The sequence below is a fragment of the Dongia sp. P2_B8 genome (assembly GCF_056404715.1).
The window spans coordinates 859,027-882,939 of record NZ_JBFUDM010000003.1; the positions used below are offsets into that span (position 1 = coordinate 859,027).

23 protein-coding genes and 1 tRNA gene are annotated in these 23,913 nt (G+C 61.5%); 14 read left to right on the forward strand and 10 right to left on the reverse strand.

Annotation, left to right across the window (positions count from 1 at the left end; all coding sequences use genetic code 11):
- The first annotated feature begins 63 nt into the window (after positions 1–63).
- Entirely contained in the window at positions 64–1,092 is a 1,029-nt protein-coding gene (locus AC1DWZ_RS11585; protein ID WP_477169044.1) for an AraC family transcriptional regulator, read from the forward strand.
- Between the two features lie 33 nt (positions 1,093–1,125).
- Here the strand turns inward: AC1DWZ_RS11585 and AC1DWZ_RS11590 are convergent, their stop codons facing one another.
- The 3 genes from AC1DWZ_RS11590 to AC1DWZ_RS11600 form a co-directional block, all read right to left on the reverse strand.
- Positions 1,126–2,370: an EAL domain-containing response regulator gene (locus tag AC1DWZ_RS11590; protein WP_477169045.1), complete on the reverse strand. Its 1,245-nt coding sequence runs from the start codon at positions 2,368–2,370 to the stop codon at positions 1,126–1,128.
- A gap of 322 nt (positions 2,371–2,692) precedes the next feature.
- Entirely contained in the window at positions 2,693–3,673 is a 981-nt protein-coding gene (locus AC1DWZ_RS11595) for an NAD-dependent epimerase/dehydratase family protein (protein ID WP_477169046.1), read from the reverse strand.
- Between the two features lie 30 nt (positions 3,674–3,703).
- On the reverse strand, positions 3,704–4,804 hold the full coding sequence (locus AC1DWZ_RS11600; protein WP_477169047.1) for a LacI family DNA-binding transcriptional regulator: 1,101 nt from the start codon (positions 4,802–4,804) through the stop codon (positions 3,704–3,706).
- Positions 4,805–5,058: 254 nt separating this feature from the next.
- Between AC1DWZ_RS11600 and AC1DWZ_RS11605 the strand changes: the two genes are divergently transcribed.
- The 6 genes from AC1DWZ_RS11605 to AC1DWZ_RS11630 all read left to right on the forward strand — a co-directional run bounded on the left by AC1DWZ_RS11605 (position 5,059) and on the right by AC1DWZ_RS11630 (position 10,291).
- Complete coding sequence (locus tag AC1DWZ_RS11605) at positions 5,059–6,006, forward strand: sugar-binding protein (RefSeq protein ID WP_477169048.1); 948 nt, start codon at positions 5,059–5,061, stop codon at positions 6,004–6,006.
- 114 nt (positions 6,007–6,120) lie between these two features.
- Positions 6,121–7,632 carry a sugar ABC transporter ATP-binding protein gene (locus AC1DWZ_RS11610; RefSeq protein WP_477169049.1) on the forward strand — a complete coding sequence of 504 codons (1,512 nt, stop codon included), beginning with the start codon at positions 6,121–6,123 and terminating at the stop codon, positions 7,630–7,632.
- Entirely contained in the window at positions 7,629–8,597 is a 969-nt protein-coding gene (locus tag AC1DWZ_RS11615) for an ABC transporter permease (protein ID WP_477169050.1), read from the forward strand. The genes AC1DWZ_RS11610 and AC1DWZ_RS11615 overlap by 4 nt, the downstream gene beginning before the upstream one ends.
- A gap of 95 nt (positions 8,598–8,692) precedes the next feature.
- Positions 8,693–8,944 carry a hypothetical protein gene (locus AC1DWZ_RS11620; RefSeq protein ID WP_477169051.1) on the forward strand — a complete coding sequence of 84 codons (252 nt, stop codon included), beginning with the start codon at positions 8,693–8,695 and terminating at the stop codon, positions 8,942–8,944.
- A 2-nt stretch (positions 8,945–8,946) separates the two neighbouring features.
- Entirely contained in the window at positions 8,947–9,252 is a 306-nt protein-coding gene (locus tag AC1DWZ_RS11625; protein WP_477169052.1) for a hypothetical protein, read from the forward strand.
- Between the two features lie 313 nt (positions 9,253–9,565).
- Positions 9,566–10,291, forward strand: coding sequence for a hypothetical protein (locus AC1DWZ_RS11630; RefSeq protein WP_477169053.1), 726 nt, complete (start codon positions 9,566–9,568; stop codon positions 10,289–10,291).
- Between the two features lie 394 nt (positions 10,292–10,685).
- Here AC1DWZ_RS11630 and AC1DWZ_RS11635 read toward each other — a convergent pair whose 3' ends face one another.
- Together AC1DWZ_RS11635 and AC1DWZ_RS11640 are read right to left on the reverse strand one after the other, a co-directional pair.
- Positions 10,686–11,078 carry a GFA family protein gene (locus AC1DWZ_RS11635; RefSeq protein ID WP_477169054.1) on the reverse strand — a complete coding sequence of 131 codons (393 nt, stop codon included), beginning with the start codon at positions 11,076–11,078 and terminating at the stop codon, positions 10,686–10,688.
- 165 nt (positions 11,079–11,243) lie between these two features.
- Positions 11,244–11,318: transfer RNA gene (locus tag AC1DWZ_RS11640), tRNA-Val, on the reverse strand.
- Positions 11,319–11,634: 316 nt separating this feature from the next.
- On the opposite strand from AC1DWZ_RS11640, the gene AC1DWZ_RS11645 reads away from it, so the two are divergent.
- The 3 genes from AC1DWZ_RS11645 (at position 11,635) to AC1DWZ_RS11655 (ending at position 14,269) form a co-directional block, all read left to right on the forward strand.
- Entirely contained in the window at positions 11,635–12,609 is a 975-nt protein-coding gene (locus AC1DWZ_RS11645) for an N-formylglutamate amidohydrolase (RefSeq protein WP_477169055.1), read from the forward strand.
- Positions 12,606–13,187: an N-acetyltransferase family protein gene (locus AC1DWZ_RS11650; RefSeq protein ID WP_477169056.1), complete on the forward strand. Its 582-nt coding sequence runs from the start codon at positions 12,606–12,608 to the stop codon at positions 13,185–13,187. Before AC1DWZ_RS11645 ends, AC1DWZ_RS11650 begins: the two co-directional genes overlap by 4 nt.
- A 407-nt stretch (positions 13,188–13,594) precedes the next feature.
- On the forward strand, positions 13,595–14,269 hold the full coding sequence (locus AC1DWZ_RS11655; protein WP_477169057.1) for a glutathione S-transferase family protein: 675 nt from the start codon (positions 13,595–13,597) through the stop codon (positions 14,267–14,269).
- Here the strand turns inward: AC1DWZ_RS11655 and AC1DWZ_RS11660 are convergent.
- Positions 14,261–15,721 (reverse strand): MFS transporter, encoded by a 1,461-nt coding sequence (locus AC1DWZ_RS11660; RefSeq protein WP_477169058.1) that lies wholly within the window; start codon positions 15,719–15,721, stop codon positions 14,261–14,263. The genes AC1DWZ_RS11655 and AC1DWZ_RS11660 overlap by 9 nt on opposite strands.
- 222 nt (positions 15,722–15,943) lie before the next feature.
- Between AC1DWZ_RS11660 and AC1DWZ_RS11665 the strand changes: the two genes are divergently transcribed.
- A complete protein-coding gene (locus AC1DWZ_RS11665) occupies positions 15,944–16,297 on the forward strand; it encodes a cupin domain-containing protein (protein WP_477169059.1) in 354 nt (117 codons plus the stop codon).
- A 49-nt stretch (positions 16,298–16,346) separates the two neighbouring features.
- The gene (locus AC1DWZ_RS11670; RefSeq protein ID WP_477169060.1) at positions 16,347–17,567 is read left to right on the forward strand and encodes an EAL domain-containing response regulator; all 1,221 of its coding nucleotides are present in this window, start codon (positions 16,347–16,349) and stop codon (positions 17,565–17,567) included.
- An 8-nt stretch (positions 17,568–17,575) separates the two neighbouring features.
- Here the strand turns inward: AC1DWZ_RS11670 and AC1DWZ_RS11675 are convergent, their stop codons facing one another.
- Both AC1DWZ_RS11675 and AC1DWZ_RS11680 read right to left on the reverse strand, forming a co-directional pair.
- Positions 17,576–17,941: a DUF983 domain-containing protein gene (locus tag AC1DWZ_RS11675; RefSeq protein ID WP_477169061.1), complete on the reverse strand. Its 366-nt coding sequence runs from the start codon at positions 17,939–17,941 to the stop codon at positions 17,576–17,578.
- A gap of 107 nt (positions 17,942–18,048) precedes the next feature.
- A complete protein-coding gene (locus tag AC1DWZ_RS11680; protein ID WP_477169062.1) occupies positions 18,049–19,449 on the reverse strand; it encodes an amidase in 1,401 nt (466 codons plus the stop codon).
- Positions 19,450–19,612: 163 nt separating this feature from the next.
- Here AC1DWZ_RS11680 and AC1DWZ_RS11685 point away from each other — a divergent pair, with 163 nt between their 5' ends.
- The gene (locus tag AC1DWZ_RS11685) at positions 19,613–20,491 is read left to right on the forward strand and encodes a hypothetical protein (RefSeq protein WP_477169063.1); all 879 of its coding nucleotides are present in this window, start codon (positions 19,613–19,615) and stop codon (positions 20,489–20,491) included.
- Positions 20,492–20,498: 7 nt separating this feature from the next.
- Here the strand turns inward: AC1DWZ_RS11685 and AC1DWZ_RS11690 are convergent, their stop codons facing one another.
- Positions 20,499–21,593, reverse strand: coding sequence for an extracellular solute-binding protein (locus AC1DWZ_RS11690; protein ID WP_477169064.1), 1,095 nt, complete (start codon positions 21,591–21,593; stop codon positions 20,499–20,501).
- A gap of 95 nt (positions 21,594–21,688) precedes the next feature.
- The gene (locus tag AC1DWZ_RS11695; protein ID WP_477169065.1) at positions 21,689–23,185 is read right to left on the reverse strand and encodes a CoA-acylating methylmalonate-semialdehyde dehydrogenase; all 1,497 of its coding nucleotides are present in this window, start codon (positions 23,183–23,185) and stop codon (positions 21,689–21,691) included.
- A gap of 201 nt (positions 23,186–23,386) precedes the next feature.
- On the opposite strand from AC1DWZ_RS11695, the gene AC1DWZ_RS11700 reads away from it, so the two are divergent.
- The gene (locus AC1DWZ_RS11700; protein ID WP_477169066.1) at positions 23,387–23,905 is read left to right on the forward strand and encodes a sigma-70 family RNA polymerase sigma factor; all 519 of its coding nucleotides are present in this window, start codon (positions 23,387–23,389) and stop codon (positions 23,903–23,905) included.
- Positions 23,906–23,913 lie beyond the last annotated feature (8 nt).

Here is a 23,913-nt window from a genome sequence, read left to right on the forward strand (position 1 = left end):
TCCTCCAGTGTTGGTTCGGGGTTGCAATTTCCGAGTGTCTACAGCTGTGGGGGAGCGGCGTCTTTGGCCGGGCTGCCGAAAGAGTTGATCGGAAATCCGGCCGACCTGAAGGTCAGCCGGGCTGCAGACGATGACGTGCTGTCGGACGTTCTGCGCAACGTCAGGCTTTCCGGTTCCTTGCAATTCTGCTTCATGCCGACAGGCGCCTGGCAGACCGATGCAACCCCGTCCCTCGCGAAGTCGGCGCCGGCCGGATCCAATGCGATACCTTTTCATATCGTGGTCGAGGGGACGTGCTGGCTGAAGATGGATGGCTGCGAAGTTGTCCTGGCGGCGGGTGATGTCGTCGCTTTTCCATTTGGGACCGGTCATCAGCTGGGTGCTGGCATTGACGGGAGGCTGATCTCGCCGGGGGACGATTTGCCGCCCAAGCCGTGGCGGGAAGTCCCGGTGCTCCGCTATGGCGAGGAACGCCAGCGCGTGCGATTGCTGTGCGGCTATCTGCAATGCAATGCGATAAATTTTCGCCCGCTGCGGAAGGCCTTGCCCTCAATGCTGCATGTCAGGACCCACGCCGCAGAGGATGCGGCCTGGCTGCGTGCAGCGATTGCGCAGATTGTGACCGAAGTGGACAAGCCGCGCGCTGGTGGGCTCTCCATGCTGGAGCGGCTGACGGAAGTCACCTTTATCGAGCTCCTGCGATATCAGATGATCGCGGCACCGGAGGGATCCGGCGGGTGGCTGGCAGCATTGGCCGATCCAGCGCTGGCGAGATGCTTCTCGCTGATTCATGGCGATCCCCGGCGTGCACGGTCAACACAAGACCTGGCAATCGCTGCCGGCCTGTCGCGCAGCACGCTCAGCGAACGCTTCGAAACTATGCTTGGGACGTCACCGATGCGCTATGTTCGCGACTGGCGCCTGTGCCTCGCCAGTGTGGCGCTCAGCACCACCAGCAAAGGTATTGCCACCGTCGCCCATGATGCGGGATATGGAACCGAGGCGGCCTTCAACCGCGCCTTCGCACGCGCTTATGGGGCCCCACCGGCTGCCTGGCGGCAGCGCGCGCGACAGGGTGCCTCTCGCGATTGACTCGCATGCCAGGAACCGGAATGGCCGCCGCCGTCATTCGCCGGCAACGACATCGGGTTGGCCGTTATCCTCGCCGTCCTCGCGCAACGACAGCACCGTACGCAAGGGGTCCTTTCGCCAGGCCCAAGTTTTCAGGAATCCGGGGATGTCGGCGCCGGGCATGGGGCGCGCGATGAAATATCCTTGGGCGTCGTTGCAGCCGAGCCGCGCTGCATATCGGAGGGCATCCTGATCCTCGACGCCCTCGATGACGCAATGGAGATCCATGTCCTGGGCCAGACGAATGATGGTCTTGACGATAACCTCATTGTCGCGTGAGCCCGCCAAATCGATGACAAAGGACTTGTCCACCTTGATTTCGCTGAACGGCAGCTGTTTCAGGCGGATCAATGAGGAATAGCCGGTGCCGAAATCGTCAATCGACAACCGAAATCCCTTGAGCCGCAACCGGATCAACGCCTCCATGCCGAGGATTTCGGTATCCATGACCGCGGTTTCGGTCAGCTCGATCGTCACGGCAGTCGCCGGCACGTTGGTCTCTGCGCATAAATCGGCCAGCAGTTCCGGGAAGCGCCGATCAAACGAACAGCGCGGTGAGACGTTGATGGCCATATCGAGGTCCATGCGCGACTGGCTCCATGTCTGGCGCTGTTGCAAGGCCAGCCGAAATACCCGTTCTGTCAATTCATCGATCATGCCAGCCGCTTCGGCCGTCTCTACGACCTTGTCGGGGGGAATAAAGCGTCCGATCTCATCCCGGCAACGCAGGAGCGCCTCTGCGCCAACGATGTCCAAGGTGCCCAGCGACAGTTTGGGCTGGTAGTGAACCGAGACAAGCTGCTGATCGAGGCATTTGCGCAGTGTGTTCGCCGTGAATGGCTGGCTCTCGAGGTTGAGCTGCCTCAGTTTGTCGATGAGCTCATTCCGCCTGACGGGCTTTTGCAGAATGGCGGAAATGTCGATGCCACGCCGTCGCGCAATATCGCGGGTACTCTCCAGCGTGCGGATGTCGGTTCCGGAGAAGAGGATGATTTTTGCAGTCACTTTGCGCTCAGCCAACTCGCGCAAGGTTTCGACGCCATCCGTCGACGACATTTGCAGGTCGAGGACGATAAGTGCCGGCGCGCAATCAGCGAGCTTCTCAAGAAGATGGCTGCCGCTCTCCGCCTCCATGACGTCGAAACCGGCCTCCTCGGCAGCCAGTCTGACAAACCGCCGGATACCGGCCTCGTCATCGACAATGATGGCAAGGGGACGTGACTCAGGGCGCGAATGCATGGCGTGACCTCCCTTTGACACTCATTTTGATCGATAGGTTAAATTTCTTTTGTTAATGGTGGCTTAAGGTCCGGCCGGTAACGCGTAAAAAGGCTGTTTTCTATAAATACGCAATCACTGGTGCATGTGCCGGGTGGGTGGCAGCGGCAGTCTTTTCGGCACGCATGCCGGGCGAAGAGACTGCCAATACTCAACATTGAAGCGTCTCGTTGGTTCCACGACCCCAGCTTGTATCGCTTGCCAGTAATGGTTAAGTCGACGCAAAACAGCTAGCATCGCCATGCTTGCAGCGATGCTGGGCGTCAGTTGAAGGAACGGGAGCCTAACCTGGATACCAGACCTTGCGCGGATCGTCGGCGGTGCGCTGATAGGTCCAGGCGTCGTCGATCAGCTTCTTGAGATCGTAGCGCGGCCGCCAGCCGAGATCGAATTTTGCGCGGCTGTTGTCCAGCCAGTTCGAATGATAGGCACTGGGCATGTCGATCGCCGGCAGACCGCGGGTCTCTTTGAGATAGGCCGCGACCTCGCCGTAATCGACCGGCGCATCCATGGAGATGTTATAGAGCTTGCCGCGGCAGATGGGATTGTCGAGGGCGGCGAGGATCGCTGCAATGAGATCCTGGACATGGACGAAGTTCCGTTTCAGCGGCCGCTGATGGGCATCGCGCAGCAGGGGCACAGTGCCATCCTGCCGGCAGCGCGCGGCGATTTCCGGTGCCACCAATGTTTTCCAGTCGGGACCGCCAAAGACATCGTCGCCGAAACTCAACGTGTAGCGGAAATCGTCCTTCTCCATGATCCAGGGTGCCCGTAGGCAGCAGCCGTTGATGCCGTACTGGATCTGGAATTGCGACAGCATCACCTCTTCCAGCACTTTCGAGAGCGCATAGCAGCCTGGATACGCCATATGCGGCGCGGCTTCGGTGATCGGCCCGTCATGCTCGTAGAAGAAATGGCCGATGCCGGCATCGCCGCCGATGAGGATGAATTGCTGCGCGGTGGCGGATTGCCGGAATGTTTCCAGCAGCCAGAACAGGCCCTTCACCGTGACGTCCATGACGAGCTCAGGAATTTCCTTGCAGGTCGCCAGATGCACCACATGGGTGACGCCTGCCATGGCACGCTCAACGCTGTCGCGGTCGGCGATGTTGCCCTGAAAAATTTCGACGCGGTCGTGCGGCGCCGGCGCGCGATTGTGGCAGAGTGCTCGGATGCGGGCGCCCTGCCAGCGCGGGTCGTGCAGTATCTCGGCTATGAGGGTACTGCCGACCTTGCCGGTCGCCCCAGTTACCAGCAGCAGCATGCTTCTCTCCTGTTACGTCAGCCAGTTGCGTCAGTTTATGTTGATGGCCGCCGGTCCGGCCGAGGCGCGTTCGACCAGCGGGCATTCGACCTTGATCTGCGCGGGCCGCTTTTCCGGCCGGCTGGCATGATCGACGATATATTCGACGGCCAGCGTGCCCATCTCGAAATGCGGCAGCAGCATGGTGGTCAAAGCCGGGCGCATGAACTGCGCAATTTCGCGGTCGTCATAACCAACCACCGCGACATCTTCGGGGATCCGCAGGCCAAGCTCCTTCAATGCCTCGAAGCAGCCCAGCGCCATCAGATCGTTGGCACAGAAGATGGCGGTGGGCGGCCGGTCGAGCTTCATCAAGGCAAGGGTCTGCGCATAGCCGGCCGAGGGTTCCCAATTGCCAGGCCGCACCAGATTCGCATCGAACGGGATTTCATGGCTGGCCAGCGCCTGGCGATAGCCTTTCAGGCGGTCGCGCATGGCATCCATCCAGACTTCGCCCTCGATGAGGCCGATGCGGCTGTGGCCTGCACGGATCAGCCGTTCGGTCGCCGTCCGTCCGCCCAGCACTTCGCCAGGCGCGATGGAAGGCAGCGATCGGTCCGTGGCGTAGCAATTGAGCAGCACCGTCGGCAGCTGCGAGAAGGTGGGTGAGGGCGGGATCTGGCGTGTCTGGATGGTGCCGTAGATCAGGCCCAGCAGCGGCTGGCTGCGGAACTGCGCGTGTGCCGCCTGCTCCATTTCGGTGTCGCCCCGCGTCACCGCGACGCTGACCGTGAGGCCGTATTCCCAGGCCTTTTCGCGCACGCCGTCGAGAGCGATGGCACACCAGGGATCGGTCGACATTTCATCGACCATGAAGCCGATGACGCTGGCCCCGGTGGCGGTGGGTTTCGAGGGGCCGCGCTTGATCAACCGGTAGCCCAGCACCTTGGCCGCATCGAGGACGCGCTGCCGTGTGTCGTGTGAGAGCCGCGCGCCCATGGCGTCGTTGAGTACCAGCGAGACCGTCGTTTGCGAGACTCCGGCAAGGGCGGCGATGTCCGTCATGGTCGGGCCGCGACGCTGCAATGTGTCTGCGCCGCTCTTCTGCTGCACCGCAGCAGCCTTCGATGGCGGTGTTCTTTTCGCGCTCATCTGCGCCCTTTTGTGACCGATTTCATGCCAATTTCATGGTTGTGCAAAGCAATCCCGCAGCACTTCCGGCTGCTCCGTTCATGCGCATATTAGCAAGTGCAACAGACTGTTTTCACTGATTTTCAATTTGTATGATATTTCGTGGTTGACGAAATATTAGCACCAGTGAAACACTCTTGAAAAGCGGCGCATAGAACGCTCGCATCGTTTCCGAACGATAGAAGCCACCAAACAATCTCAATGGGAGGTACACCGTGAAGACTATTTTCTCCGCAGCCGTTTCGATTGCCCTGATGCTGTCGGCCACGCAGGCGATGGCAGAGGACAAGAAGCAGCTGGTGTTTGTCGTCAATGCCGCGTCGGATTTCTGGAAGCTCGCTGAAGCCGGCGTGAAGAAGGCGCAGGGCGAATTGCCGAATTACGATATGCAGCTGAAATATCCGGCGCAGGGGACCGCAGCATTGCAGAACGCGCTGATGGACGATCTCGTGGCTGCCGGCACCGACGCCATCATGATTTCCTCGGTCGACCCGAAGACCTCGATCGATGCGTTCAACCGCATCGCGGCACAGGTGCCGCTGTTCACCACTGACAGCGATGCCCCCGCCAGCAACCGCATCGCCTATCTGGGGTCGTCCAACACATTGGCCGGCGTGCAGGCCGGCGAAGTGGCGGTGAAAGCCTTGCCGGGCGGGGCCAAATGCATGGGCTTCGTCGGCTTCCTCGGTGCCGACAATGCCAAGGAACGCATTGCCGGCTTCAAGCAGGCCGTTGAAGGCAAGGGTATCGAGCTCGTCGACGTGCGCGGTGACGATGTCGATTTCGCCCGCGCCCGCAGCAATGTCGATGACGTGCTGGCGGCGAACCCCGAGATCAATTGCATGGTCGGTTTCTATTCATACAACCCGCCCAAGATCTATGAAGCTCTGCAGGCTGCCGGCAAGCTGGGCCAGATCACGGTCATCGCTTTCGATGAAGATCCGATCACGCTGGGCGCGGTCCGGGACGGCAGCTTCGCCGGTACCGTCGTGCAGCAGCCGTTCGAATGGGGCTATCAGGGCATGAAGCTGATGGCCGCCTATCTGGAAGGCGACAAGTCGCAAATTCCGGCCGATAAGCTGATCATCGTGCCGACCAAGGTCATCGACAAAGGCAATGTCGATGAATTCGAGGCCAATCTGAAAAAGACCCTCGGCAAGTAAGCTCCCGCTGCAGATGTGCTGGCGCGTGTGCGTTCACGCGCCAGCACCCTTCTTGCAACCGCCCCTCGCTTTCATCACACTCCAACCCGCACGGCAGCTCAGGATGAACGAGCGATGGTCGACCCGTTTCTGCAACTGACCGAGATCACCAAGACCTATCCTGGCGTGATGGCGCTGGAGAATGTCTCTTTGTCCGTGCGGCCGGGGGAGGTGGTCGGCCTGGTTGGCGAGAATGGGGCTGGCAAATCGACCTTGATGAAGATCCTGGGCGGCGTGGTGGCGCCCACCTCCGGCAGCATCCATGTGGACGGCGTCGAGCGCCATGCCCTGAGCGTGCCGGATGCCATCCTTGCCGGCATCAGTTTCGTCCATCAGGAACTCAATCTGTTCGACAATCTCGACGCGGCCGCCAATGTGTTCATCGGTCGCGAGCCGCTCTATGGCGGACCCTTGCGCCTCATCGACCGGCAGAAACTTTACGCACAGGCCCGGCCATTCTTCGATCTGCTCGACGTCGATTTCCAGCCGGACACGTCGGTGGCCGCCCTGTCCATCGGTCAGCGCCAGCTGCTTGAGATCATCAAGGCACTGTCGCTGGATGCGCGCCTCATCATCATGGACGAACCGACATCGAGCCTGACTCTGTCCGAAACCGAGCGCCTGTTGCGCATCATTGCGGATCTGAAGGCCAAGGGTGTCAGTGTCATTTTCATCTCGCACCGCCTCAACGAGCTTACCGAATGCGCTGACCGGGTGATCGTGCTGCGCGACGGCAAGATCGTCGGCCACCTCGCCAAGGAGCATGTGACCCATGGCGAGATGATCCGCCTGATGATCGGGCGCGATCTCAAATCGCTTTATCTGCCGCCGGCAGCACCGCCGGGCGAGACGGTATTGGAGATTGCCGGGGCAGAGACCGAGGCCCATCCGGGCAAGCCCGTGTCGCTGCAGGTGCGTCGCGGCGAGATCATGGGCCTGGCCGGCCTCATCGGCGCAGGCCGCACGGAACTTGCCCGCACCATCTTCGGCATCGACCGGTTGCTGGGCGGCAAAATCCTGCTGGACGGCGCTGAGGTGAACATTCGCTCGGCCCGCGAAGCCATACAGCAGGGCATTTTCCTGGTGCCGGAGGATCGCAAGCGCTCCGGCCTGCTGCTCGATCTTTCGATTGCCGAGAATATCTCGCTGCCGGACCTGCCGGCCTATGCCGCGCATTTCCTGGTGCAGGACGGACGCATCGCGGGGAACGCGCTGGAACAGAAGGAACGCCTGCACATCCGCGCACCAGACGTCGGGACCGAAACCGGATCTCTCTCCGGCGGCAACCAGCAGAAGGTGGTGCTGGCGAAATGGCTCTCCATGAAGCCGCACCTTCTCATCTGCGACGAGCCCACGCGCGGCATTGATGTCGGCGCCAAGACCGATATCTACAAGATGCTGCGGGGCCTTGCGGATTCCGGCGTCGCCATCCTGATGATTTCCAGCGACATGGAGGAGGTGATCGGCGTCAGCGACCGCATCGCCGTCATGCATGAGGGGCGCATCAGCGGCTTCCTCGAACGACCGCAATTCAGCGAACATAATGTTCTTCAACTCGCCGTCGGCCACGGGATTCCGCACGCATGATCAAGAAAGATATCGGCCTTCTCATTCTCATCCTGGTGGTCGGCACGGTGGTGGCCCTCATCAATCCCTTGTTCCTGTCGCCGATCAATCTCGGCAACACGGCCAATCTGGTTGGCTTGTTCGGACTCTTTGCCATTGGCCAGGCCTTCGTCATCATCACCGGCGGCATCGAATTGTCGGTAGGCTCGATCATCGCGTTGCTGGGTGTCCTCTTTGTCGACCTCATGGTGACGCATGAGATGGCCTGGCCGCTCGCCTTGGTCTTGATGCTGGCGCTTGGCATGGTGCTGGGTCTGGCGCACGGGTTGCTGATCACAAGATTGCACCTCCAGCCCTTCATCGTGACGCTCTGCGGCCTGCTGATCTATCGGGGTGCCGCGCGCTTCTATACCGCGGATGCCACCGCCGGCTTCGGCTTCGGCGTCAGTTTCCCGACCCTCGAATGGCTGACGACCGGGCGCTTCTTTGGCGTCCCGCATGCCTTCATCGCGATGATCGTGGTCGCTGCCCTCATGTGGGTGGTGCTGCACCGCTCGGTGTTCGGGCGCTATCTCTATGCGGTCGGCAAGAATGAAGAAGCCGCGCGCTATTCCGGCATCAACACCAAGCAGGTGATTGTCGCGGCCTATGTCATCTGCGGCCTCTTGACCGCGATCTCGGCCATCTTCTTTGCCATGTACACCCGCTCGATCTCGCCCTCATCGCATGGCAGCTTCTACGAGCTCTACGCGATCGCCGCAGCGGTGCTGGGCGGCTTCTCGCTGCGCGGTGGCGAAGGCTCGATCGTCGGCGTGGTGCTGGGCGCCATCCTGCTCCAAGTGTTGCAGAACCTGGTCAACCTCTTAGGCATCCCCAGCTCGCTCAACTTCGCCGTGATGGGATCCGTGATCCTCATCGGCGTGCTGGCCGATACCCAGTTCGCCGAGTTCCGGAAACGCAGGGCGGCGCGGCGGAGTGTGGGGTAGCGATTGGGCGACCAGCCCCGCTTTAAGATGATATGATGGGTGTGCGGCGATCTAAAGGCTTGCACATCATCGACATTTTTTGATCGGAAAACAAAATGGATTGGATCGAGAAGATCCCCGGCTGCTTCAGCGGCTCGGACAAGGCGTTCGCCGGTAACCCGATGGACGACAAGCGCGCCAAGGCCCTGCGCGCTGATCTGATGAAGGCCGGTGTCACCTGGGACGAAGTCGAGAAGGAATTCCAGGACTTCCAAGAAGGGCAAGACGTAGCGTCCGATCAGATCGCCACGGAAATGCAGAAGGTCCAGAAGTTCTTCCGACTGAAGCTTTCTAAATCGAGCAGGTAGCGATGGAATTGGGAATGGGGGTGATGGTGAAGCTCAGATTTGTCTGCGCCGTGTTTGCATTGGTCGTGAGCGCCTGTGCTTCAACACCGCCGAAACCTGCCTGTACGCAGGAACACACTGCGTCGATGCTGTTGAAGACATATGAATTCATGAAGATTAAAGACGCCACTGTAGAACAACTCACAGCCAGCATTCCCGAGATGCAGGACATGCTAGCTGCTCACGCGGCCTATGACAAAAAGAACTACGAGGGCGCTTGCACGCTGCTGCGCAAGTTCGCAGCTGAAAAGAACTTCGATATCGAATGACTGCAATGCATTTTAGGATGCTCATTGTCCTTCTACATAGATGAGCCATGAATCCCAGATTGCATGGAGTTGGGCCGCTCAGATTTAAGAAGGCATTGCGGGAATGAGCATTCGACGTGATGGGCTTGGTGATTTTGATCGCTATGTTGGCGGATACGCAGTTCGCCAGGCTCAGAAAACGCGGGGCGGCGCGGGTTGGTAAGGGGATAAGGCTGCCGGTTAGGCTCCCATACATCTTCACCCAAAGAGTGTCTTGTGAAACCACCCCACTAGCCTGATACTAAAGCTCCTTTATTGAGGGCAAGAAGTGCAGATGGACGAGTCGATTTATGACGATCTTCCTGACGATCATGAACTGGCATTCGTCGCGCTAGAGAAGCATTACAAAGCTAAATTAGACGCGGCCGTTGAGCAGTCGGATCAAGGCAACGCAATAGCGCATTTCAAGCTGCGCTATTGCAACGAAGTGATTGCGGCTGCCAGCTCACTCTCAATTGATCATATCAAGAACTACTCTTTGCCCGACGACGAGCGGATGATCTGGGAATTTTACACTCGGTTCGAAACTGACGTGACGAATCTAATCATTCAGATTCGGATAAATCATGCTCGACGGCGCAAGAAGTACAGTGTCGCGCTCGACGGCAGTGCGAAGCAGAAGATTAGACACTATATCGAACAGATTCGGACAGCTATTGAGGAATCCGATCTATCTCCAGATAAGCGTGACGCCATCTTCAAAAGGCTTAGCGAGCTTACGCTAGAGATAGATCGTGATAGGACTCGATTTGAGATCGTGGCGGATTCGATGCGCAGTTTTGCGCGGCTGAGTGGTGATGTGGAACGCGAGGGAGCTGAACCGTGGTGGAAGTGGGTTAAATTGATCTTCGGAGAGATAGATGATGCCAAAGAGAAAGAGCCGGAGGCACAGCTTCCCCGACCCGAAGAACGGAAGCGACTGGATCCTCCGCGCAAGCAATTGCCGGCGCCGCAGAACGATAGGAAGAGTGGGGATCTAGACGACGATATCCCGTTCTAATAGTAGCTGACGCCCCACAGAATTCGGTGTGGCCGCGGGCAATAACGGCCCGTGCGAGCAGCATCATGTTGCTACACCAAAACATGGCGGTAGCAATGAGCTCAGTATAACCGGGGATAGAAAAATAGTGGGCGGTGCGGGGGTGAACCTGTGACCTCTACCATGTCAATGCTGAAGCTCGGTTGGCGCGCTCGCAAATTCGGCCGAAATTCATACAAAGTAGTGCTTGGCCCTCGCCCTCGATCGCCTGCTCCTGCACTCCTAGGAGGCCGGCCCCAGTCGACGCGGTCTACGTTGGCGCCGCGTCAGAAGCTTCGTGGCTGCTGACCCTCGAGGGCAAGGCCCGTCAAGACTCTCTCGTCACCCCGTCAGGCCTTCGCACCGGTCGCGCTGCCTACTCCTCAGTGCGACCCGTCGCGTCACGGTCGCGCTCGTAGCGTCTTGTGAGCGGAAAGGGTGGCAGCCAGGATTCGCGGCGGATGGTCCAGAGTTCGTAGGTTGGCTTCAGTTGGTCAGGTTCATCCAGGGATCCCAAATTGACTTCAATCTCGTCCGCGGTCCGAGCGAAAACGGGCGAGCCGCAGTTGGGACAGAAAAAACGCCCGGCATAGTCGCGTGTTTCGCCCTCGATCGTCACCGCATCCTCCGGGAATATCGCGGACGCGTGAAAAAGAGCGCCATGATGCTTGCGGCAGTCGAGGCAGTGGCAAAGGCCAACCCGGTATGGGGCGCCCGACGCCACTAGCCGGACGTTGCCGCACAGACAACCGCCAGTGAAGCGGACCATGCTGCGTCTCCTCTAAGATCAAGCGGTCGGCATGCTTACGACGAGAAGCACGGTCATTCAATCGCCGGCTCCGGGCGAGGGAACGAGGCGTTGCGCATGGGCGATGGCCCACCAATGTGGCTCACCGAGCTCGTATAGGCGCTAAGGCTTTGTTTTGTAGGAAAATGGTGGGCGGTACAGGGATTGAACCTGTGACCCCTACCATGTCAAGGTAGTGCTCTCCCGCTGAGCTAACCGCCCGCCTGATCTGCGACCTTGCCCGCCTGGAGTCTGGGGGTGGTTCGCGCTGCCGGGCTTTCTGGGATGGCCCGATCAATCGGCGGGTCGGCAAATAGCATCCTGATCCGGGGAATGCAACGGGGGAATGTGCTCCGGGGCCTCCGGCCGGCACGATTTCCGGATTTCCGCAGGTTTTCAAAGGACATAGGACCGGGCTGGGATCGGCGCGGGGAAGAGTGCTGGCGGCCGGAAAATCCGCCGGAAATATCCCGGGGGCGATGCCTTTTCTGCGCGGCGCGGATGACAGGTGCGGCAAAATTCACTAAAGCTTGGATGGATGCCAAACGGTGAATTCCATCGCGAGCCGGCCGGCAGCGACATTCCGCTCGACCCTTATGTCGACCGGGGTGCCGAAACCGGCCAAGCCATCCTCAATCTGGTCCGTCCCCAAGTGTGGCGGGCCCCGCTGATTGTCGCCTCGCCGCATTCGGGCCATCAATATCCACCGGACTTCCTGGCCAGCACCGGCCTCACGCGCGAGGAGCTGCGGCTGTCCGAGGATTGTTATGTCGATGAACTGGTGGCGGCGGCCCCGGAGCTGGGTGTGCCGTTGCTGGCAGCCCTCTTTCCGCGCAGCTTCTGCGACGTCAATCGCGAGCCGCTGGAGCTCGATCCCGGCATGTTCAGCGACCGGCTACCGGCGGGCGCCAATACCGGGTCGCCGCGGGTGGCAGCCGGCCTTGGCGTGGTGCCGCGGCTAGGTGCCAACGACCGCGAGATCTACCGCCACAAGCTCAACTTCGCCGAGGCCGAGGCGCGCCTTGCCCGCTATTACCGGCCCTACCATGCAGCCCTGAACGCGCTCTGCAACGAGGCGATCGACAAGTTTGGCGCCTGTCTCATCCTCGATTGCCATTCGATGCCATCGGCCGGTGGTGGCGATCACCGCGGCGCCCAGATTGGCGCCGGACAGGGTGGCGGTGGGCAGGGCGGTGGGCCTGGCCGCATCGATTTCGTGCTGGGCGATTGCTTCGGTGCCTCCTGCGCGCCGGCGGTGAGTGCCGCGGTCGATGCCTATCTGCGCGCGGGCGGTGCCAACATGCGGCGCAACAGCCCCTATTCCGGTGGGTATGTCACCCAGCATTACGGGCGACCGGCGACCGGCATCCATGTGCTGCAGGTCGAAATCAACCGCGCCCTCTATGTCAACGAACGCTCGCTCGAGCGCAGCAGCGGGTTTGCCGCCATCCAGGCGACCATGACCGGCCTCATCAACATGCTGGGTGACCGGGTGGCGGCTCTTCTGGCATGAGCGGGCTTGTTGTCCGCCAGTTTATCGTTCGTCCGGCTGTTGAGGCCGACCTCGTTTCCCTGCAGCGGATCTATGCGCATCATGTGCTGACCGGCTGCGCCAGTTTCGAGGAAACGCCACCGGATCTTCCTGAGATGATCCGCCGCTGGCGGGCGATCGCCGAGCTGGGCCTGCCCTATGTGGTGGCCGAAAGCCCTGATGAGGGCGAGATTGCCGGCTATGCCTATGCCGGCCCCTACCGGCCGCGCTCGGCCTATCGCTTCTCGGTCGAGGATTCGATCTATCTCGACCCGCACTTCCAGGGGCGGGGCCTGGGACGGACGTTGCTCACCCGCCTCATCGACGATGCGACGGCGCTGGGCAAGCGGCAGATGATCGCCGTCATCGGCGATTCGGCGAATCAGGCCTCGATCGGCGTCCACCGGGCGCTGGGGTTCGAGATGACTGGCACCTTCAAGGCGATCGGCCTCAAGTTCGGGCGGTGGGTCGATACGGTGCTGATGCAGCGCGAGCTCGGCCCGGGCGATGCGCCAATGGGCGATGCGCCAATGGGTGCGAGCTCTACTCCGACTAATTAAGAATTTCAGGGCGTTACACACCTCCCCACGCCCCTTTAATTTGGGGGCAGAAAAAAAGGCCGTGCCTGACGGCACGGCCCAAGTTCTGGGAGGAAACGCCCATGAGGGGCGCCTTGCAACGACGCCTGTCAGGGGAGAAATGCGTCGTTGCAGGCCCAAAGATGGCGATACCGCAGTGCAATGTCAAGTCTTTAGGCAGTGGTTAATTAAGCGTCATCATGCTGAAAAAACTGGCAAATCTATGTTGCTGCTATGCAACACTATTAGACAAGTAGTGTATATCGAATAACCCGCCGGATCCGCTAATCCTCTGACAAAAGCGAGGTTTCCGGGAGATCGGCGGAGGGACAATTTGGGATTAACCAAGAGTGATTGCGGGCATTCCCCCGCCCCGGTAACGTCGCGGGATGAGCGAAATCCTCCTTTCGGGCCCCCTCAATGGCACCCATGTCGCAGCGGCAAGGCTGGCATGCGAGGAAAAAGGTCTCATTTATGCCGTGCAGGAGCCCGATCTCCTGAAAGCGGGTGGATTCCGTCTCACCGAATTGCTGACCTACCTGTGTGAGCGGCAGCCGACTCTGACCCATGGCGATGTCAGCCGCGCCGGACTGACCCTGTTCGACCTCGAAGCCATCCTGCGCTATGTCGACGAGGCCTTTCCGGGCCCGATCCTGCAACCTGAAAACCCGCGCGACCGGGCTTTGATGACCCAGATCATGGCCGTGATCCGCGCGCATCTGGTGCCGTCGGCGGTGGGGGTAGTGATCGCGCAGCGCCTGTTCGTGCCGTTCCTCGGCGGGGCACCGGATCTCCATCTGGTGACGCGCATCTGCCCGGCGATGCAGGATGCGCTCTACGCGGTCGAGCAATTGTCGTTGCTCAGCCACGATGGCGAGCGCTCGGAATTTCTCATCGGCCGCGATCTGAGCCTTGCCGATATCATGCTGCTGCCGATCGCCGGCTATCTGATGGCGACGCCGGAGGGGAAGTCGGCCCTGGGCGCCTCGACGCGCCTCTCGCGCTGGTGGATCAGTGTCTCCAGGCGGGCCAGCTGGGCCCGGACGAAACCGCGGCTAGGCTAGCACTGGCTTCCGTTCGTGGCGGCGCACCAGCACCACGAAGCGCAACACGAAGATGAGGGCACAGATCGGCGCCAGCGTGCCTGCGGTCAGCACCCAGGTGACGGCGCGGGCGACGTCGGCCGGCACCAGCGCGTCGGTGAGGCCCGCGGCATTGGCGATGGCACCCGCCGCCGCCGCCCCGAAGGCGATGCCAAGCGAGCGCATGGTGGGGATCGAGGACGCCGTAATCGACTCCTCGCCCGGTGCCGCATGGCGCATGGCAGCTGCCACCAGATGCAGATTGGAACTGCCGAGGCCGATGCCGACCAGCCCGTTCAACGCGGCAATCGCATAGGGCGGCAGCGTGGTGACGCCGATCGCCAGGGCCCCCAGGCCGATGACACAGAAGCTGAGGCCACAGAGCATGGCCGCGATGACGGCTGGCCCGCGCCATTTTGCCGTGAAGACCGAGGCGGCGGTCCAGCCGATGGCCAGGATCGCCATCATGTAGCCAGCGACGATCGGCGACTGGCCATGGAGCTCCTGCAAGGCCAAGGGCAGGAACACGCCGATCACCGTATGCGTCATGGAGGCGAGGAACATGCCCCAATAGCCGGTGCCGGTGGTGGTGAACCAGGAGAGCGGATGGCTCGGGAACAGGCGGTTGAGGCCGCGCCGGTCGAGCTGGAAGGTGGTGAAGACCAGCGCCAAGGCCAGCACAATCAAGCCGACCCGCGCCGGCAAGGTCGATCCTTCGCTGGCGATGCCGATGCTCATGACGCCTGCGGTGAGCAGTGCCATGCGGCCGAAGGGAAATTGCGGGACCGGTCCGCTTTGCGGCCGGTCGGCCGGCAATTTTGTCCAGGCGACGCCAAGAAACAGCAGCACGAAGGGCAGGTTGAACCAGAAGGCGCCGCGCCAGAAATCGATGGCAGCGAAACTGCCGCCGAGCGCCGGGCCGATCAGGGCAGCGACACCCCAGGTCGAGGAGATGAGGGCGAGGAGCGGCTTCTTCAGCGGTTCGGGGAACAGCTCGCCCACCATCGCCATCGAGCGCGAGAGCACGATGCCGCCGCCGAAACCCTGGACCGCGCGCGCGATGATGAAGAGTTCCATGCGTGGGCTCACCGCGCAGCCGATCGAGCCGATGAGAAACAGGATGGCACCTGCGCAATAGGCGCGCCTGCCGCCGAAACGCAGCCGCAAAGGTGCGGTGGCCGCAGCACCCACGATCGAGGCCACCATATAGAGCATGGTGGACCAGGCGTAGAAATGGGCACCACCCAGATCGCGTACCACGTCGGGCATCACGGTCGAGACGACGAACACATCGACCGCATGCAGGCCGATGCCGAGATTGAGCATGATGACGTAGAGGCCGAGCCCGCTGCTGAACAGATCGCGCCACGTACTGGCCGGGTTGTTGGCCCTGGAGTTAGCTGGGCTGCGTTCTGGGCCAGTCGCGGTGGTCATGATGAATCCTTGGGCAAGCCGAGGGGCGGAATGTACGGGGCGGCATTGGACCCGTCAAAGTCCGAGACCGGCGGGGCAGCCCAGCTTTCCTGCATAGCTCGCACCGAACACCGCTCAGCAAACAGATGAGGCCACACCCATGTGCAGTTGCGAAGGTGGCGCCTTGGTGCCATTGATGCTACATATTTCCGATGTTTCTGGGGGAATCAGCGGGGAATTCTTATGGGCGTCAAACTCATCCGGTTCGGCAGCAATCCGCCTGCGATCGAAGCCGGACAGCCGGGCAACATCATCAGCGGCAACCCGGCCACCAAGCTGCAGAATTATTATAGCGATGCCACCAGCCAGTTTTTCGCCGGCATCTGGGAATCCAGCCCGGGCAAATGGCAGGTGAATTACGGCGAGGAGGAATTTTGCGCCATTCTCGCCGGCAAAGCCACGCTGACAGATGCCGATGGCGTGGCACAGACCTTTGGCGTCGGCGACGCATTCATCATTCCCAAGGGCTTCACCGGCACCTGGGAAACGATCGAGGCTGTGAAGAAATGGTATGTGATCTTCGAGCCGAAAGCGTGACGATGCATTGCACGCTTGGTTTTCGTTCCGCCGGCCGGAGTTGAGGCCGATGGTCGAGCATTCCTCAGGCCTGCGCGTTCTCGTCATCGACGAGCAAACCGTCACGCGCCGCATGGCGGTGAAGATGGTGCGCGATTGCGGTGCTGCCGAGGTGTTGGAGGCGGAAAACGTCGAGCGTGCTCTGGTGCTGCTCGAGGGACAACAGCGCATCGTCGACCTGGTGATCACCGATGTGAAGTCGAGCGACGTTCCGGGCGCGATGGATGGTGTCGAATTCGTGCGCCGCATCGCCGAGCGGCGGCTGGTCGGCAATCTGGTCATCGCCTCGGCGCTCGATGGGCCGATCATCCGCTCGATCGAGACCATGGCCAAGGGATTCGGTCTCGATGTCGCCGGCTGCGTACCGCGGCCGATCAGCCCGGAAAAACTGCGCCCGGTGGTCGTGCGCCTGGTGGCACGCCGGGCGGCAGCACCCTTGTTGCGGCCGCGTTCCGTGCATGTGACGGTCGAAGATCTGCGCCGCGCCATCGCCGAGAAGCAATTCGTGCCGCATTTCCAGCCGCGCGTCCGCGCTCATGACGGCAAGGTCACCGCGTGCGAAGCGCTCATCCGCTGGAATCATCCTGAGCGCGGCTTGGTGCCGCCCGGTGCCTTCATTCCGCTGGCTGACCGCACCGGCCTCATCGATGGCATCACTGATGTGGTGCTGGAAAAATCGATCAACTGGGTGCGCATCTGGCGTGATGCCGGGTTGGATATCGCCGTCTCGGTCAACCTTACCGAAAACGCGCTCAATCAACCCCGTCTACCGGAGCGGATCGCCGAACTGGCCAAGCTTCACGATGTGCCGCATGAGCAGATCCTGCTGGAGGTGACGGAATCCGCCGCCATCACCGAGGTTGCCATGTCGCTGGAGGCGCTGGCACGGCTGCGCATCATGGGCTTTGGCCTGTCGATCGACGATTTCGGCACCGGCATGGGCACACCCGAACAATTGGCACGCACGCCCTTCACCGAGGTCAAGATCGATCAGGCGCTGGTGACCGGGGTGTTCGACCAGCCGCAATTCTTTGGCGTCCTCGAATATTCACTGAAGCTCGCCAAGAAATTGGGCCTCAAGACCGTGGCCGAAGGTGTCGAATCTCCGGCTGATTGGGACCTTCTCAAAGGCCTTGGCTGCGACGAGATGCAGGGTTTCCATGTCGCGCGGCCGATGCCCGGCGAAGAGATCGAAGGCTGGGTGCAAGGCTGGCATCGGCACCCCTTATAAGGACCGCTCTATCTTTCCCGGTGCGAGCAGTAGATCGCGGCCATCACGGCGCCCTTGATATAGGGCAGCAGCCCCAGCGTCAGGATCAGTGTGGTCGGCAGCCAGATCGCCAATTGCACCCAGGTCGGCGGATGGACATAGCTTTCCAGCATCAAGAGGCCGGTGACGATGATGTGGCCGACGATGGCGATGGTGAAATAGGCTGGCGCGTCATCGGCGCGCAACGGTTCGAAGGGCAGGGCGCAGGCGGCACATTGCTCGCCGATGGTGAGATAGCCCTTGAACATGGAGGCCTGGCCGCAGCGCGGACATTTCCGGCACCAGCCACGCGCCAAGGCGGTGGTCCATTTCGCGGGGCCGGTGAGCGATGTCATCAGGTCGGGTCTTTCAAGTTTCAAAGAAGGCTAAACCATAGAGGCTGCGGCCAGCTGCACCATGCGGCCCGATGTCACCATAAGGCCCTTTGATTTCCAAAGGAAAATCACATTGCGAGGGGTGGCCTGCGGAACGGATGGCTCTGTTCGAAGGCACGCGCCGCATTGAGCACGGCACGGTCGCCATAGAGCGGCCCCGCGATCTGCAGCCCGATCGGCAGGCCAGCGGCCGTCAAGCCGCATGGGACCGAGATCGCCGGCTGGCGGGTGAGATTGAAGGGATAGGTGAAGGGCGTCCAATCGCTCCATTGCTTGTTCTCGAACGCCGCTGGGAAGTCATAGCCGGCGCGGAAGGCCGGGATCGGCATGGTTGGCGTAACAAGAAGATCGTAGCGCTGATGGAATTCGCTCATGCGCGTGCTCATCGCGTCGCGCGCTTTGACGGCCGCGAGATGTTCCATGAGCGTGATCCTGCGGCCCATCTCGACCACATGCGCAAGGCCCGGATCGAGCAGCTTGTGCTTCTCCGCCGGGAACTGGTTGATGAGGAAGGCGGCACCCCCAAACCAATGGGTCTGGAAAGTCTCCAGGCTGGCATCCAGCACATGGTCGACCAGCTCTATCTTGGCCCCCAATGTTTCGAAGGCGGACACGGCCTTCGCCACAGTGGCAGCTACCTCCGGATCGACGTTCACGCCAGACAAGGTCGGTGAGAAGGCAATGCGCCAGCCTGCGATATTGCCATTGAGGGTCTCGTGATAATCCGCAGGTTCGATGGGCAGGGTATAGGGATCGCGGGGATCCGGCCGCGAGATGACCGAGAACATCAGCGCGGCATCGGCCACCGAGCGCGTCATCGGCCCGACATTGGCCAGGCTGCCGAAGGGCGAGAGCGGAAAGGCTGGCACGCGGCCATAGGTTGCCTTGAAGCCGACGATGCCGCTGAAGCTCGCCGGAATGCGGATCGACCCACCGCCATCCGTGCCGATATGCAGCGCGCCCATGCCCGTTGCTGCCGCGACCGCCGCGCCGCCGCTGGAACCGCCCGGCGTCATCTCCTGGTTCCAGGGATTGCGCGTGATGCCGGTGAGCGGGGAATCAGTAACACCCTTCCAGCCGAACTCCGGTGTCGTCGTCTTGCCGAGGATGACGGCACCCTGGGCGCGCAGGCGCGCGCTGCTGGGCGCGTCATCGGTCCAGGGCTGACCGGGATCGACGAGCTTCGAACCACGATGCGTCGGCAGCCCCTTGGTAAGGACCAGATCCTTGATCGAGACCGGGACGCCATCGAGCAAGCCGCAGGGTTCATTGCGTTGCCAGCGATCTTCCGACGTGCGGGCCTGCTGCAGGGCAGCATCATGGTCGACCAGGCAATAGGCATTGAGCGCCGGATTGTGGCGCGCTATGGCGGCCAGCGATGCATTGGTCGCTTCCACAGGCGAGAGTTTATGGCTGCGATAGAGGGCGATGAGTTCGCCTGCGGTCAGGAATGCAAGATCGTCGGTCATGCCGGATTTCCCCAAAACGGACCCATTCGGGCCGCACTTTATCGGTTAACCTTCTATAAACCGCTATTCCTGCATGGTTGCGGCTCACCAATCAATGCCATGCTTTGGCAATGCGGCACGTCGAGCGCGTTGCACTGAGCTGTTGGAGCGAAACGGGGCAAGCATGCAGGGGACCTGGGAGATATCCTTCCTGGTGGATCGCGACGCCAGGATTCTGGAAGGCCGTGGCGCCTGCAGCGAACATCTGGGGCAAAGCCTGCAAAGCCTGATCGGCCGATCGCTCATGCCTTATATCGCGGAAGATGAGCGGTCGCACCTGCGCCGCTTCATCGGCCAGCTTGACCGGCCGAAGGCGAAAACGGCCGCCCTCATTTCCTTGCACACGCCGTCGAGTGGCTTGCGCTCCTATGCGATGGAAGCGCAGGCGGGCCGCTCGGCCAACGATAATTGGCTGCTGTTCACCCGCAACATCATTGGTGGCGAGGGGCTGGAAGATCTCGACCTGCCGGTGATCATGGCCAATGAGGGCCAGTTCCTGCGCCTGGTGGAAATGGCTGCGTCGCAATCGCGCAAGTCACTCGATCTCACCACCATCGAAGTGGGTGGCCTTAGCAACACCAAACGCCTGGGCGGGCTCGGCATGGACGAGATCGCCGCTTTCGAGCGCAGCGTTGGCGAAGCACTTTCCAACAGCGCCCATGAAGGCATCCTCTCCAATCCGTCGCGCGGCTTCTATAATCTGCTCCATGATCCGGTAAAGCCGGCCGAGGCGGTTGCACAGGACCTGGCGTCGGTAGCGCTTCAGCATGGCATCAGTGCCGAGCAGGCCGGGATCTCGCATGCCACCATGTCGGTTGCGCCCCGCACGGCGCTGGCCGCCGTCCGCGACGCGCTGGGCGTCATGCAACAGCGCATGCCTGGCTACACGGGATGGGAACAACCGGCCAAGCCACGTATGAGCGAGGGACAGCTCGTGGCCGTCATCGGCATCGGCGCCTTCCTGCTGGGCGTCCTGGCGTTCGCCATCTGGATGATGGTGTAGGCGCGCCTCAACTCCGCTGCAGCATGTCGGCGAAATCAGCGCGGGCCTTGTCGAAATTGTCAGCCCACCATTTGCTGTCGAGGATCACCTGCTGCGCCAGATTGTCTGGCTGGGTCGGGTCGTAATCGCGCAAGGCCTTGGGCATCGCCTGGGTCGCCATCGGATTGGCGGGGCCGACGCGCTGCAGATTGGTGAACTCGACCTGGCGGCCGGGATCCTGCATGTGCGCGATGAGATTGAAGGCGTCGATGCCGCCGGGATTGCCCTTGGGCACCACCCAGACACCGGGGCAGAGCACACCGCCCGCCCAGGTAAAGGCGACCTTGCCTTCGCTTTCCTTGGCCAGTGCCACGGCGCGGGTGTGCCAGATGCAGGCCATTGAGATGGTCTTGTCGACGAACATCTGCTGCACCTGTTCGCCGCTTTCCCAGGTCTGCAAATTGGGCTTCAGCTTGGCCAGACGGTTCAGTGCAAGATTGATGTCGATCGGATAGGGGTTGGTCGGCTTGTCGCTGGTGGACATCATCGCCGCCTCGAAGGCGCCGGTCATCCAGCGATAGACTGCGCGGCCACCGGGAAAATTCTTGGTGTCGAAGAAGTCTTTCCAGCTCAATGGCGGCCGGCCGGCAAAACGTTCGGTATCGAAGGCAAGGACATAGGAATAGGTATAGCCTCCGGCGCCATGGGTGAAGGCGAAGGGCGGCATGATCTTGGTTTCATCAACTGTCTTGTAGTCGATGGCGCTGAGATGGCCCGAGGCGCCGAGGCGCAGTGCCGTGAAACCGTCGGCATCGCACAGATCCCAGCTGACATCGCCCGAATCAACCAGGGTGCGGATGGCACCTTCCGTAGGCCCGGTGCCGTCGAAGACGATCGGGGTCCCGGTGCTGGTCTCGTAGCTTTTGCCGAAGGCGCGGGTCAGGCTCTTGATTTCATCGCCGCCCCAGGTGGCGAAGACCAGTTCCGAAGCCTTGGCGGCACCGATCTTGGGGGCCAGGCCGGCGCCGGCCGCCCCCAGCAAGGTTCCCAGCATCTGCCTGCGCGACCACCCGTTCTGGCGGGCGAGGGCGAAGGCATCTTGCAGGAAGGGCGAGATCGGCATTGGGACTCTCATACGAGAAGGCGGGGGAAAACAAAACGGCCGGATCGGGTTTAACCGATCCGGCCGCAGATAGAAAGACTGGCTGGAAAGAGTGGCTACTTCATCGTCGGCATGACGAATTCGGCGCCCGCGCGGATGCCCGTGGGCCAGCGCGCGGTGATGGTCTTCAGCTTGGTGAAGAAGCGGATGCCTTCCATGCCATGCATGTGATGATCGCCGAATAGCGAGCGCTTCCAGCCGCCGAAGCTGTTGAAGGCCATCGGCACCGGGATCGGCACGTTGATGCCGACCATGCCGACCTTGATCTTGGAGGCGAAGTCGCGGGCGGCGTCGCCGTCGCGGGTGAAGATCGCGGTGCCGTTGCCATACTCATGGTCGTTGATCAGCTTCACGGCGCTGGCATAATCCGGCACGCGCACGACCGAGAGGACCGGGCCGAAGATCTCTTCCTTGTAGATCTTCATCTCCGGCGTCACCTGGTCGAACAGGCAGCCGCCGAGGAAGTAGCCGTTCTCATAGCCCTGCAGCTTCAAGGTGCGGCCGTCGACCACCAGCTTGGCGCCTTCCTTGACACCCTGGTCGACATATCCTTTGACCTTCTCGAAATGCTGCTTGGTAACCAGCGGACCCATTTCGGCATCCGGGTCGGTGCCTGGGGCCACTTTCATGCCGCGCACGCGCGGTGCCAGCTTGTCGATCAGCGTATCGCCGACCTTGTCGCCGACCGCCACGGCAACCGAGATCGCCATGCAGCGCTCGCCGGCCGAGCCGTAGCCAGCACCCATGAGGGCGTCGGTCGCCTGGTCCATATCGGCATCCGGCATGACGATCATGTGGTTCTTGGCGCCGCCCAGTGCCTGCACGCGCTTACCGTGCGCTGTCCCGGTGGTGTAGATATATTCGGCGATGGCGGTGGAGCCCACAAAGCTCACCGCTTCGATGCCGGGATGGGTGAGGATGGCATCGACTGCGGCCTTGTCGCCGTGGACGACGTTGAACACGCCGTCCGGCAGACCGGCTTTCTTCAGCAGATCGGCCACCATGTTGGAGACCGACGGATCGCGTTCCGAGGGCTTCAGGATGAAGCAGTTGCCGGCGACCAGTGCCATCGGGAACATCCACATCGGTACCATGGCGGGGAAGTTGAACGGCGTGATGCCGGCCACCACGCCCAAGGGCTGGCGCACCGACCAGCTGTCGACATTGGTGCCGACATTCTCGCAGAACTCACCCTTGAGGAGCTGCGGGGCGGCGCAGGCGAATTCGATGACTTCGAGGCCGCGGGTGAACTCGCCCTTGGCATCCGAGAGCACCTTGCCGTGTTCGGCGGTGATCATGGCGACAATCTTGTCGGTGTTCTCTTCCGCGAGCTGCCTGAACTTGAACATGATGCGGGCGCGGGTGAGCGGCGGCGTGTTGGCCCAGCCGGGGAAGGCACCCTGGGCGTTCTTGACCGCGGCGTCGAGCTCGCTGGCGCTTGCGAGCGCCACCTTGGCCTGAACCTCGCCGGTCGCCGGGTTGAAAACGTCGGCAAAGCGGCCCGATGTGCCCGCCACTTCCTTGCCACCGATGAAATGATTGATCGTCCGCATGTCAGCCTGCTCCCAGTTCCCAGGTGTTGGATTTGATGTTGGATTGTTAGCCGCCGATATAAGGCCAGGCCGGTTGTCTGGTCAACATCCTAATCATGATGCTTAATATTTTGAGCGAAAATGATATGCTCATTCTAGTAATGATTATCATTCGCAACTATAGTAGAGGCTGGCGGCGCATGCTGGGTGGGGCGACAGGTTTTGGGGCAGAACAGTCCATTGGTGGCGGCATATCTCTCGAATCATGCGGCGCTGGTCGACTCGATCGCGCCGATGCTTGGCTGCCGCCTGCGTGCCGAAGACGTGGTGCAGGATGTCTGGATCAAGCTGACGGAAGCACCGCCCGAGGCCGAGATTCAGCGGCCGGTCTCCTATCTCTTCCGGCTTGTGCGCAATCTCGCCATCGACCATGTGCGGCGCCTGGGGTTGGAGGTGCGCTATGGCGCCAATGAGGACGTACCGCTCACCGCGCCGAGCGCCGAACCTACGCCGGAGCAGGCGGCCATCGATCAGGAAATGTTGCAGGCGCTGGCTCTGGTGCTTTCAGAGCTTCCCGAACGCACGCGGCTGGTGTTCGAGATGAACCGCATCGGCGGCCAGTCGGTCGCGGAGATCGCCAGGGCGTTCGACGTGTCGCCGGGCTTCATCTATCGGCTGCTGCGCGAGGCGACGGTCCATTGCAGCAAGCGGCTTTACGACATGAAGCGGCCGATTGATTGATATCTGCC